10 protein-coding genes are annotated in these 13,511 nt (G+C 45.0%); 7 read left to right on the top strand and 3 right to left on the bottom strand.

The annotated features are described in order from the left end of the window. Both WS42_RS13140 and WS42_RS13135 read left to right on the top strand, forming a co-directional pair. The coding region (locus WS42_RS13140; RefSeq protein ID WP_286728628.1) for a hypothetical protein at positions 1–909 on the top strand (909 nt) is incomplete at its 5' end. 256 nt (positions 910–1,165) lie between these two features. Beyond that, complete coding sequence (locus WS42_RS13135) at positions 1,166–4,489, top strand: S41 family peptidase (protein ID WP_374938095.1); 3,324 nt, start codon at positions 1,166–1,168, stop codon at positions 4,487–4,489. A gap of 82 nt (positions 4,490–4,571) precedes the next feature. Here the strand turns inward: WS42_RS13135 and asnA are convergent, their stop codons facing one another. Then, a complete protein-coding gene (asnA, locus tag WS42_RS13130) occupies positions 4,572–5,609 on the bottom strand; it encodes an aspartate--ammonia ligase (RefSeq protein WP_046451221.1) in 1,038 nt (345 codons plus the stop codon). A 342-nt stretch (positions 5,610–5,951) separates the two neighbouring features. On the opposite strand from asnA, the gene WS42_RS13125 reads away from it, so the two are divergent. From WS42_RS13125 to WS42_RS13105, 5 genes are all read left to right on the top strand, one after another. Next, entirely contained in the window at positions 5,952–6,839 is an 888-nt protein-coding gene (locus tag WS42_RS13125) for a metal ABC transporter solute-binding protein, Zn/Mn family (protein WP_022160985.1), read from the top strand. 1 nt (position 6,840) lies between these two features. Beyond that, the gene (locus WS42_RS13120) at positions 6,841–7,593 is read left to right on the top strand and encodes a metal ABC transporter ATP-binding protein (protein ID WP_022160986.1); all 753 of its coding nucleotides are present in this window, start codon (positions 6,841–6,843) and stop codon (positions 7,591–7,593) included. 110 nt (positions 7,594–7,703) lie between these two features. Continuing rightward, positions 7,704–8,504 (top strand): metal ABC transporter permease, encoded by an 801-nt coding sequence (locus WS42_RS13115; RefSeq protein WP_013612363.1) that lies wholly within the window; start codon positions 7,704–7,706, stop codon positions 8,502–8,504. 795 nt (positions 8,505–9,299) lie between these two features. After that, positions 9,300–10,691: a dihydrolipoyl dehydrogenase gene (lpdA, locus tag WS42_RS13110; protein ID WP_022159676.1), complete on the top strand. Its 1,392-nt coding sequence runs from the start codon at positions 9,300–9,302 to the stop codon at positions 10,689–10,691. Positions 10,692–10,715: 24 nt separating this feature from the next. Continuing rightward, a complete protein-coding gene (locus WS42_RS13105; RefSeq protein WP_046404638.1) occupies positions 10,716–12,095 on the top strand; it encodes a C1 family peptidase in 1,380 nt (459 codons plus the stop codon). Between the two features lie 53 nt (positions 12,096–12,148). Here the strand turns inward: WS42_RS13105 and WS42_RS13100 are convergent, their stop codons facing one another. After that, entirely contained in the window at positions 12,149–12,751 is a 603-nt protein-coding gene (locus WS42_RS13100; RefSeq protein ID WP_046451220.1) for a hypothetical protein, read from the bottom strand. A gap of 11 nt (positions 12,752–12,762) precedes the next feature. Further along, positions 12,763–13,511, bottom strand: a 749-nt coding sequence (locus tag WS42_RS13095; RefSeq protein ID WP_046451219.1) for a 6-bladed beta-propeller, incomplete at its 5' end; no start/stop codon positions are given.

The following is a 13,511-nucleotide window of genomic DNA, read 5'->3' as shown; positions in this document are numbered from 1 at the left end:
AGGGAAACCATCAGCCTTTATTACGACGCGGCACCGGTTGGTGAAAAACCTTTTGCCATCAACGCCATGCTGAAAGCCATGACGGATGAAGAACTCGTGGATTTGAAAAATCCCTATATGTGGAAACTGTCCCTATATGACAAAGCCTTGTGCGAACGTTTTATCGATGCCATCATCAAGTGTGGCAGGACTGACGGAGAGTTCAGCCATGCTATCGTGTTTCCGTTCCAGGCTTTTCTGTCTGACCGGTTTGACGAAAGTATCATGAAAGGGGACCGGAGCAGGTTCGATGAGTTGATGAAGTTGAAAAAACGTTTCAATGCTTATAAAGGCCATTTACTGGACGGTGACGCTTACTTGATCCGCGACCGGGGTATTTTCTGGGCAACGCCGGAGTACCTGGAGTTGTGTTTCCTGGTCCGCAGCAAATCGGATGATGCACGCATAAAAGAATTAGCGGTATCCTATATGGAAAATTTAATGAAGACCTATCCTATCGATTCTCTGCATGCCAATCCCAGGTATGTATATTTAAAAAATATGGTATTTGAAAATGTAGAATATCTGGTCGGCAAATTACCATGTAACCAATTTATGGAAATGTACTATATGTGTGCCGGAACGATTTTAGGCATCACCGATTATTTTTGGAGAGTATCCCCTTCTGATAAGAAAACGGTGAAACTATGTCAATCCTGGGTTGATTATGCTAATGCCATGCAACCCTATCATCAAAAGATTCCTTTCGGAGCAGCCAGTATGAGCTATCGTTTGGGGAATTTCAAACGGGCAGAGCAGATTTTGCTTGAATCTCAAAAATTACAGCAAGAAGAATTAAAAGTGAAACAACCGGGTTTGCTGAAAAACTATACCGATATGTTGCGCGACATCCGTAACCGGAAATTATAAAAAAGAAAGAAAAGATTGTAAATTAAAGCATATCGTTTTCCGGGGCTGTTTGGAGAATACCATTCATTCTATAACAGCCCCGTTTGTTTATCCAAGTCCAAATCCAAATTTTTCGTTAAACTTCTGCAACCGATTTCGCTTTACAGTTAAAATCACTACTTTTAACACCGTTTTATACCGAGGTCGTTCGATTTCGGGTGATTTCAAATGAGGGTGGATATAAATTTAACATCAATTATAGCAAAACATGAACCTGATCAAAATTATCTGTACAGGGTTTCTAGCCCTTGTTTTTTCCGGGCTGTCAGCTCAGGAAAATCCGCTATGGATGCGTTATCCGGCGATTTCTCCCGACGGAAAAACCATCGCATTCTGTTACAAAGGAGACATCTTTCTGGTAAGCAGTGAAGGTGGTAGAGCTACCCAGCTGACCACCCATCCGGCTTATGACAGCCGGCCTGTTTGGTCACCGGACGGCAAAACCATCGCTTTCACTTCTGCCCGGGACGAAGGATTGAACCTATATACCGTTCCGGTAAGCGGCGGCACCCCTACCCGCCTGACCTATTATTCAGGCAGCGAAATCCCCGTATGTTTCACTCCCGACGGTAAAGAAATCCTCTATCGTTCCAATGTCATGCCCGATGCAGAATACGGCCAATTCCCCAGTGGAGGGCAGGTGTACAAGATCAGTGTCGATGGAGGACGGCCGGAACAATTTCTGACGTTCGACGCCTTCGACATCAATTTCAACAAAAAAGGCGATAAAATCATTTATCACGATTATAAAGGATATGAAGACAACTGGCGGAAACACCACAAATCTTCCGTATGCCGGGATATCTGGATTCACGACTTGAAAAGCGGGGAATTTACCAACCTAACGAACAAACAGGTGGAAGACCGCAACCCGGTATTCGCCGATAACGACGAAAACATCTATTTCCTGAGTGAACGTTTCGGGGATTTCAATGTATGCAAAATGTCCCTGAAAAATCCTTCGGACATCAAACAAATCACCAAACACAGCAAACATCCGGTCCGCTTCCTGAGCAGCTCTGAAGACGGCTTGTTGTGTTACTTTTTCAACGGAGAGATCTACACCCTGCAACCCGGAAAACAACCGAAAAAATTAGCGGTTGATATCATCGCCGACAATACCGAATCCCCTATTGCTAAAATGAATTGGAACCGGGGAGCTTCCGAGATGGCTCTGTCACCCGACGGCAAAGAATTCGCTTTCATTGTTCGCGGAGATGTATATGTAGCTAACGCCGAATACGGTACGACGAAAAGAATCACCAATACGGCCACTCAGGAACGTTCAGTCGAATTTTCACCGGACGGCCGTTCTTTGGTATATGCCGGTGAACGGAACGGTCACTGGAATATCTATGTCGCCCGGATCAAAGACAAAGACGATAAATCTTTCGCTTATGCCAAAGAAATCGAAGAAGAGCAGATCACCAAGGGTACTAATGCTTGTTTCCAACCCTCTTTCTCTCCGGATGGTAAAGAAATCGCTTACCTCGAAAACCGGACCGAAATCAAGGTAATCAATCTGAAAAGCAAAAAATCGAGAACGGTACTTCCGGCTAAATACAACTATTCCTATCAAGACGGCGACCAATGGTATCAATGGTCTCCCGACGGTCGGTGGATCCTGGCTAAATATTTCGAACACGGCGGCTGGCAGCATAACGATATCGCTCTTGTAAAAGCCGACGGCAGCGGAGAAATCCACAACCTGACCAACAGTGGATATAGCGATCAGAATCCCAAATGGATGATGAACGGAAAAGCCATCATTTGGTCGACCGACCGTCAAGGTATGCGTAGCCACGGTAGTTGGGGAGCTCAATACGACATCTATGCCTTATTCCTGGATCCGGAAGCCTGGGATGAATTCAGAATGAACAAAGAAGAACTGGCTCTTCATAAAGAAATAAAAGAGTTACAGAAAAGGAAAGAAGCCGAAGAAAAAGCCAAAGCTGAAAAGAAACAGGAAAAGAAAGGTGACAAAGCAGATAAAGCCGGGAAAAAAGGTAAAAAAGAAGAGGGAGATAAAAAAGACGAAGGAGAAAAAGAAGGTAAAAAAGCGAAAGCAGAAGAAAACAAGCTCCCCGAACTCAAAATCGACTTTGAAAACCTGGAAGACCGGATGGTACGCCTGACCATCAATTCTTCCCGTCTGGGCGACGCCGTACTGACCAACGACGCTTCAAAACTATATTACCTGAGCGCTTTTGAAGGCGGTTACGACCTTTGGGTCAGAGACTTCAAAAACGGAAGTACCCGTATGTTATCCAAACTGAACAAAGGAGGCGGTGCTCTCGTTATGAGTAAAGACGGCAGAAACCTGTACCTGCTTTCCGGTGGACAAATCTCTAAAGTGGATATGAATTCCGGCCAGTTGAAAGGTATGAGCTACAATGCCGAGTTCGAATGGAAGAAACCCGAAGAACGGGCTTACCTGTTCGATCACGTCTGGCAGCAAGTAGTAGATAAATTCTACGATCCTGCCATTCACAATATCGATTGGGCTTTCTATAAAAAAGAATATGCCCGCTTCCTGCCTTATATCAACAACAATTACGACTTTGCCGAAATGTTGGCCGAATTACTGGGCGAACTGAATGCTTCCCATACCGGTGCCAGCTACAAAGGAGGCGGCAGTTCTTCACAGACGGCAGCCCTGGGTGTTTTTTACGACGAGACATTCGACGGCGATGGCCTGAAGATCAAGGAAATCCTGGAGAAAGGTCCGCTGGATCTAACCAGTGGTAAAATCAAACCCGGTATGATTATCCGGAAAATCAACAATCAGGAAATCAAAAAAGGACAGGATTATTTCCAGATACTGGAAGGCCTGAGCGGTAAACGGGTAATGCTGACAATCTACGATCCTTCTACCAAAAAGGAATGGGAGGAATATGTGAAACCGACCACTTACGGCAACCAAAACGGTTTACTATATAACCGCTGGGTAAAACAACGCCAGGAAATGGTTGAAAAACTATCCAATGGGAAAATCGGTTACGTACATGTGAAGAGCATGGATAGTCCCAGTTTCCGTAAAGTATATTCTGAAATACTGGGCAAATACCGGAACAAAGAAGCGATAATCGTCGACACCCGTTACAACGGCGGAGGCTGGCTACATGAAGACCTGTTACACCTGCTGAGCGGTAAGAAATACGCCGAATTCGTTCCACGTGGCCAATTCATCGGTGAAGATCCGTTCACTCAATGGAACAAACCGTCGGCCGTATTAGTCAGCGAAAGCAACTACAGTAACGCCCACGGATTCCCCTGGGCCTACAAAGAACTGGGACTCGGTAAAGTAATCGGTATGCCTGTACCGGGAACGATGACCGCCGTATGGTGGGAAACTCTGATGGATCCGAGCCTGGTATTCGGTATTCCTCAGGTAGGAATGAAAGACAACCAAGGCCGCATCCTGGAGAATATGCAGCTCGAACCGGACATCAAAGTGACCAACGACCCGGCCAGCGCCATGAAAGGCCGTGATCTGCAACTGGAAGCAGCTGTAGAAAGCCTGATGAAGGAAATAAAATAATCAGGTGCCAACCGATAAAACGGTAACAAGGGTAATAGCAATAATGCTTTCCGTTGTTACCGTTTTTTCTGTTTTATCGGTATTAAAACAAAAACACCCCGGCTTTTTCGCATTCGGTCAATACCTCATCGGGCCATAAGCCGGCTTGTACCTCTCCGATATGACATTTCTGCAATAAGAGCATACAGAGCCGGGATTGTCCGATTCCTCCCCCCATTGTTTGGGGTAATTTCCCTTCCAACAAAAGAGAGTGGAAATACAATTTTTTCCAGTCCCCTGCATTTTTCAGCCACAATTGTTTTTCCAAGGCAGCCCGATCCACCCGGATCCCCATCGAAGAAATCTCGAAAGCAGACTGTAATACAGGGTTCCATACAATGATATCTCCGTTCAAACCTACCGAACCGTCTTCCGCCTCAGTGGACCAATCGTCATAATCCGGTGAACGGTCGTCGTGAATCGTTCCATCCCCCAAAGCTCCTCCGATCCCCCGGATAAAAACCGCCCCGAACTGGCAGGCTATTCGTTCTTCCCTTTCCTTGGGGGACAAACCGGGATATTGCTTTCTCAACTCTTCGGCATGTATAAAATGAATCCGATCGGGTAAAAAGGGTTGTAATACCGGGAATTGTTCACTCAATAAAAATTCGGTACGTTTCAAGGCCGCATAAATTCTCTCGACACAAAGCTGTAACCGCTCCGGCGTGCGTTCTTCCGGGGTAATCACCTTCTCCCAATCCCACTGATCGACATACACCGAATGAATATTATCGATCGTCTCATCCGGACGTAAAGCGTTCATATCGGTATAAATTCCCATACCCGGCTGAATATGATGCCGCCAAAGAGCATAACGTTTCCATTTGGCCAGCGATTGTACGATCTCGGCTCGTTGCCCTCTTAATACACGGGCTCCGAAACTCACCGGCTGTTCAGTACCGCTCAGGTTATCGTTCAAGCCCTTCCCCGAAGGAACGACAATAGGTGCTGTAATCCGGCGCAACTTCAATTCCGCAGCCAGCGCCAATTGAAAGGTGTCCTTGATAAATTTAATGGCATGCTCTGTCTGCCATACATCCAAGACCGAAGTGTAGTCTTCCGGTAAAAATAATTGCTTCATAAGGGTAAAAATTTAAGTTTATAACCGACAAAAAAGCCTCCCCGCATCGGGAAGGCTCATCCATATATCTGATCTGTTCCGTTTTTAACCATAACCTCCCCTTTGCAACCGCTCTGCATTGCAATTATTATTCAGGTTGATATTAGAATTAAAAAGGACCATGGCTCGTATTCATTCATGACAAATATAAAGTAAAAATCGAAAAATAAAAATGCCGATTGAAAATTTAACAAAATACAGATTTGGAAAATGACACTACTGTTTCAAATTCCGATAATTTAGCTTATCTTTACCGAATCTAAATAGCACAGATAACTTGATTTACATATTTTATTCAACACAATGATTACCAAATATTTTCGTTTATTCCTTTTTTTCTTTCTGATCGGGAACCTCCTGATTTCCTGTAAAAATAAATCCATTTCTACCCGGCTGGTGAGCGTCAGTATTCTTCCTCAAAAATACCTGACAGAACAAATCGCCGGTGATTACCTGACGGTGAATGTCATGATACCTCCGGGTATGAATCCGGCTACCTGTGATCTAAGTACGGAACAACTGAAGAAGTTATACGATAGCGACCTTTGTTTCACCATCGGTTATTTACCTTTCGAACAAATCCATCTATTTCCTGTTCTCGAAAACCGCCCGGATATCCAAATCGTAAATCACTCCGCCAACCTGCAACTGATTCACGGAAGCTGTGGGCATACGCATGCCGCAGGTGACGAACACGACGGAGTAGATCCTCATATCTGGCTTTCTCCGGCACATGCCCGCACTATGGCCACTACCGTCTATGAAGTACTATCGGAAAAATATCCGGAACAAAAACTACAGTTCGAACAAAATTACCAGGCCCTTCTCCAGAAGATCGACAGCATTGCCGATCGTGCCAAACAAGTACTGGATCATAAAAAAGACAAAATATTTCTGATCTATCATCCGGCTTTGACTTATTTTGCTGCCGATTACGGGATGGAACAAATCTCGATCGAAGACGAAGGGAAAGAACCCAATCCGGCCCATTTGAAAAAAATCATCGATCTGGCCCTGGAAAAAAATATCCATATGATCTTTATCCAAAGTCAATTCGATGTCAATAATGCCGAATCCGTAGCCAAACAAATCGGAGGCCAAATCATTCAGATCGACCCGCTGACCGAAAACTGGACAGCTGAAATGAACCGATTGATCGATACCCTGGATAAATATTTACCTGAAAAATAACATGACCCCCATACTCGAACTCAAAAATGTAAGCGCCGGATATGACCATGAAGTCATTCTTCATCAAGTCAATCTGAAAATTTATGAGCATGACTTTCTTGGCATCATCGGTCCCAATGGGGGCGGAAAAACCACCCTGCTCAAAGTGATACTGGGGTTACTGAAGCCTTATAGCGGAGAGGTCATTTACCCCGTCTCCAGACAAAATCTCTTCGGCTATCTACCACAGAACAGCCGTTTCGACCAGCGTTTTCCCATCGATGTCACCGAAGTAGTCCTCTCCGGCCTGATGTCCGAAAAGGGACTTTACAAATCCTATACCCGAGCCGAAAAACAAAAAGCCTGGGATTTACTCGATCAATACGGTATGGGAGCATATAAGAAAGCACCGATCGGCGATTTATCGGGCGGACAGATGCAACGGGTATTCCTTTGCAGGGCGATCATTGCGTCTCCCCGCATCCTGATCCTCGACGAACCGACAACTTATGTAGACAGTAATTTCGAAAAGGAATTTTACACCATCCTGGAAGAACTCAATAAATCGCTGAGCATAGTCATGGTATCTCACGATCTGGGAACTATCTGTTCCTATGTGAAGACTATCGCTTGTGTCAACCGGGAATTGCATTATCATAATTCTAACCTGATCAGTGCAGCACAGTTGCAATCGTACCACTGTCCCATCGAGTTGATCACTCACGGAAAAATTCCGCACCGGGTGCTGAAGGAACACGAAAAAGGTAAACAGTAGCAGGCGGTGAAGCTACTAAAAGCTATAGGCAAAGAGACGAAAAGGGAAAAGACGAAAAAGGAGACTTGAGGAAAAAAGGAAGAAGAAATAATGAATAAAAAGAATCGAAGATGCTGGAACTTTTAAAATATGATTTTTTTCAGAATGCGTTGATCAGTACGTTGTTGATCGGTATCAGCTGTGGATTGGTAGGTACCTACATCGTTGCCAAACGAATGGTATTCATCAGCGGCGGAATCACCCACGCTTCTTTCGGCGGCTTAGGACTTTCATATTACCTCGGGTTATCTCCTATGTTAGGTGCCACAGCCTTCTCGATTTTATCTGCCCTGGGAATTCTGTTCCTTTCCGACAGTAAAAAGCTCAAGGAAGATTCCCTGATCGGCATCTTTTGGTCGGCAGGTATGGCAATCGGTATCCTGTTTATTTACCTCACTCCAGGGTATGCCCCCAATCTGATGTCGTATCTCTTCGGGAATATCCTGACCGTTACCCGGGAACAGATTATCCTTTCCGTGGTTCTATGTCTGGGTATCATCCTTTTTTTCGCCCGTTTCTACCGTCCGTTATTCTACATCGCTTTCGATAAAGAATACAGCCGTACTCACCATGTGCATGTCAACCGGATAGACATCGCCATCACACTGATCATCGCCCTTTGTATCGTGCTGTCCCTGAAATTAGCCGGAATCATTCTGGTCATTTCCTATCTGACTATTCCTCAGGCTATCGCCGGCATCTTTTACAAAAACTTCAAACAGCAACTATTGGCTTCCGCCCTGGTCAGTACCGCCGGTTCGATTACCGGACTATTCCTTTCTGCCTTTCTGAATATTCCCACCGGTGCCACCATCGTAATCTGTTTCCTTCTCTTTTTCCTGATCAGCTGGCTGATAAACAAAATCAGATAACAAAAAAATAACCATCCGTTCAATTGTAAAATTAAATTAGTTTATAAGTCCCTGGATCCTGCGGGTGCTTTTTTTATGAACTTTTAAGCAACGAAGGAGCAACTTTAAGAACTTTACGAACTAATTATACCTAGGTTTATTTTTTTTCTATCTATTCCGATTTCGGGTTTTATACCGTCAGACCGGTTCGCCTGGACCGGTCCGTTAAGGCTTTCCTTCACTGACCGGCGGAACTCCTCGCAAGCTCGTCAAACACCACCGGTCGGGCGTTCGGAAAACCTAACCGGACACTCGTTCCCGCTCCAATGGTCTTCCGGCATAAAACCCTGCATCTCACGGCAGAGCTAACCGGCAAAGAAAATACAACCAGAAATTTGCAGCAGCAGGAAGACGGACCGTCCGGATTATTTCCAGTGAGAATAATCTTTCTTAAATCAAGACTGGTCTGCAATTCAGTGATAACGTTAGTCGGAGGTGATCGGGATTGGAGACCATTGGAGCTCTGGCGAGTGTCGTCTTGCTTTTTCTGAACGCCCGACCGGTGGTGTCTGACGAGCTTGCGAGGAGTTCCGCCGGTCAGTGAAAGAAAAAGGTAGACGACCGACAGAAGCGACCGGGTCTCCAATTCCGATCACCGAAGACGAATTAGTACAGAATAATTCTACTTTTTTAAATTATTCGCCTTTTTTCTCCAGTTTCCTTGAAAAAATTTCTACCAAATCGGATAAAGCGCTGTTTTATCCCTGATCTTTTATTAGTTTTGTGGCAGCAAAGAAAATTTAAAACGTTTGAAATATGAATTACGATTTAATCGTCATCGGGAGTGGCCCCGGTGGGTATGTGGCTGCCATTCGTGGTGCTCAATTGGGTTTTAATGTCGCTGTAGTGGAACGTGCCGAACAAGGAGGAATCTGCCTGAACTGGGGATGTATCCCAACCAAATCTTTATTAAAATCGGCTCAGGTACTCGAATATGCACAACATGCAGAGGCCTACGGAATCCAGATCGAACATGCAGAGCCCGATTTTCAGGCAATCATCGCCCGTAGCCGGGGAGTTGCCGACAAAATGAGCAAAGGCATCCAGTATCTTTTCAAAAAAAATAACATTACCGTAATTCCCGGACATGGGAAACTGACGGCAGATAAAAAAGTAGCGGTTACTTCAGCCGCCGGGGAACAAACGATATACGAAGCGAAACATATTATCCTGGCTACCGGTGCACGTTCACGGGTATTGCCGGCCATTCCTCAGGATGGGAAAAGGATTATCGGTTACCGTGAAGCGCTGACCCTCGATCATCGACCGGCTTCACTGCTGGTAGTCGGCTCCGGAGCTATCGGTTCGGAACTGGCCTGGTTCTATAATGCGATGGGGACTAAAGTGACCCTGGTGGAATTTATGCCTACGATCCTGCCTGTCGAAGACGAAGAAGTATCTAAACAGGTGGGACGCTCGTTCAAGAAAGCCGGTATCGAAGTATTGGTAAAATCTACCGTCGAGAGTATCGATACCAGTGGTGAATTATTGAAAATCAATATCCGGAATAAGAAAGATCAAATCGAGACCTACGAAGCTGAAATGGTATTGTCGGCTGTCGGTATCGCTCCCAATGTTGAAAACATCGGGTTGGAAGAACTGGGTATCGAAATGGAAAGAGGTAAAATTAAAGTAGACGGCTACTACCGTACCAATGTCGAAGGCGTGTATGCCATCGGAGATATCGTACACGGTCCGGCTCTGGCCCATGTTGCTTCGGCAGAGGCCATTTGTTGTGTAGAAAAATTAGCCGGCCTGACTCCCGAACCGATCGATTACGGCAACATTCCGGGTTGTACCTATACTTCGCCCGAAGTAGCCTCCGTCGGCCTGAGTGAAGCGAAAGCCGCCGAAACCGGTTACGAACTGAAAATCGGTAAATTTCCTTTTACCGCTTCAGGGAAAGCTAGTGCAGCCGGAGCTAACGATGGATTTATAAAGCTGATCTTCAATGCCAAGGACCATACACTGCTCGGTGCACATCTGGTCGGTGCCAACGTCACTGAAATGATTGCCGAACTGGTTTTAGCCCGGAAGAAAGGGGTTACCGCACACGATATCATCAAAACCGTTCACCCGCACCCGACGATGAGTGAAGCCGTAATGGAGGCTGCAGCAGCTGCCTATGACGAAGTAATCCATCTGTAATTTTTTAATTCAAATACCGATACAATGAAGAAAACCTTAATCACAACGACCCTCTTTCTGGCCTGCTCCGGAGTTTTCGCACAAGCGCTCTCCGAAAAAGACCTGCAGGAAATCCAGAGTAGTTTCAAAAAGGATGCTTCTACGAAAGCCATTCAGAACATACTGACTGCCGACAAAGACATCAAAGGCAATGCCCTGAACCGTGATCTGCAAGGTAAAATCGACCACTATTTCAAATACCGGGCAGATGTGAAAGGCATTACCAATCAGCTCAGTTCCGGACGGTGCTGGATGTTTACCTCAATGAACGTATTACGCCCGTCGATCATGAAAAAATACAACCTCAGCCAATTCGATTTTTCACACAACTACCTGTATTTCTGGGATATCTTCGAAAAGTCGAATCTTTTCCTCGAAAACATCATCGCAACCGCCAAGCAACCGATGGACGACCGGACAGTAGTGGAATACTTCAAAGCTCCTGTAGGAGACGGCGGAGTATGGAACCTTTATTACAATGCTGCCGAGAAATACGGAGTAGTGCCTCAGGAAGTGATGCCCGAAACCGCTCATTCCAACAATACTTCCCAGATGGTGAGCATCATCAATGAAAAACTGCGCCAAGGTGGTTATGAACTGCGCGAAATGACTGCTGCCGGCAAAAAAGGGAAGGAACTTACAAACGCTAAAATGGCTACGCTGAAAGAAGTATACCGGATTCTGGCCCTCTGCCTGGGTGAGCCTCCTCATCAGTTTACGTGGAGATATAAGGATAAAGACGGGAATATCAAAGAGCTGGCCAATTACACGCCGAAACAGTTCTACAAAGAAATCACCCCGGCCGACTACAGTCCTTCCAACTATATCATGATCATGAACGATCCGACCCGGGAATATTACAAAACATACGAAATTCAGAATTACCGGAATACCATCGAGGGAATCAACTGGATTTATCTCAATCTGCCCAACGAAGATATCAAAGAGGCCGCCCTGGCTTCCATTAAAAACAACGAGCCGATGTATGCCTCCTGCGATGTAGGGAAACAGTTCAACCGGGAAGAAGGTATCCTCGATCCCGAAATGTACGATTATGAATCCCTGTTAGGCGTGAAACTGGATATGGATAAAAAAGCCCGTATCCTCACCCGTCAGAGCGGTTCTTCCCACGCCATGACTCTGGTGGCCTGCGACACCGACGAAAACGACAAACCCGTAAAATGGGAGTTCGAAAACAGCTGGGGAGCAGCTTCCGGCCACAACGGCTATCTGACATTCACCGACAAATGGTTCGATGAATACATGTTCCGTATCGTGATCCGCAAAAACTACCTCAACGCCAAAGCCATCGAAGCCCTGAAAGGCAAACCGGTACAGTTGCCTGTTTACGACTATATGTATTAAACGAAAACAATAAATGATGAACGAAAAAGCCTTTTCGTTCATCATTTATTGTATCAATTCCGGCTGTTGTTCATTTGTACGTACACCGTTCCTCCTGCCATATAGTGATCTCTCAGAAACTTCATATATTTATTTAACAAATGAACGGCATAAGGCTGGAGTTTGAAAAGAGCTTCCGCTTTACACCCGGTATCCAGATAGAATATACTGGCATCGGGCAGTCCATTCGGTTTCCGGCCGGAATAAATACAATCATATCCGTATTCTTTTACCCAATCGGCCACTTCACCGGTAGCTTCACCGTACAACCACACTCCTACTTTATACCCCTTCAAAGTCTGCAAGCGGCTCAGGGTATACTTAAAGGCAGCTCCTTCCAAACTATCCAGGGGTGTAGTCGGCAGACAAATCACGACACCTTCTTTCAATGAATCGGCCTGAACCTGTCCCGGATCGATGGTCACCACCTGTAAACCGGTAAAATAAAGATCCGTCACCTGCTGATAAAACTGCCCGAGCCGTTCGGTCTCCTGCCGGAACCATTCGACCTCTTTTTCCAATCCCTGTTTTTTTATCGACAGGTAATTCATCCATATTCCTGCTCCGATCAAAAAAACGATACACACCACATAGGGATAATCGATTTTCCATTTCATAAAAATCCATATTATTTAAAATAATATTTAAGTATGAAAAGCTTACTTCCCACTTCAGTATCCCATCCCTCTTCATCTTCCCGGTCACGTAGCAATTCGTTATAATAACGAATAAAATCCGGATGTTCTTCACAATAACGCTCCCATTCTTCTGCTGTCGATCTTCCTTTCACGATCCCCATCACCTTTATCCAATCAATAGCGATCATCCATAAGTAATCCTGCTTAAAACACAAACCATAATTCCAATTAAACCATCTTATTCCCCCTTCTGTACCTGTTCCCAATAAATCGTTGTTCACCCACCTATAATTTTTCGTTATCTCCGTTTCTTTATCATAAATGAAAATATAAAACTTCCCTTTAAAATAATAAGAACCGATTACATATTTGTCCGTTTCATTACAATGTTCGAAATCGATCCGGCGATAAGGCACCTCTTTCCCCTGAACTTGCATAAATTCTTCCCTTGTTTGCAAACGATCGTATTTGCCTTTATCCAGACGGTAGCGTACCTCGGCCCGATCAGTAGACAACTGATAAATGATCCGATCTTTATCATAATAAAAACACAGCGTATCCTTGTATTCATACAGGGCATTACAAAGTATCAAATCCGCATATTCTTTTCTCGGGAAAAAAGAATGAATAATCCGATGGTTTTTTAAGGAATAGATATCGAATATATGCGTCGTATCTGCTCCACGTTTATGCCATCTTATCATCTTACGGCTACCACTTCTGGCATCACTTGTACTCA

Origin of the sequence: Odoribacter sp. N54.MGS-14, assembly GCF_000980295.1 — a bacterium.
GTDB classification, from domain to species: domain Bacteria; phylum Bacteroidota; class Bacteroidia; order Bacteroidales; family Marinifilaceae; genus Odoribacter; species Odoribacter splanchnicus.
Note: the sequence above shows the minus strand (reverse complement) of the source record. Positions and strands in the feature narration are given on the sequence as shown.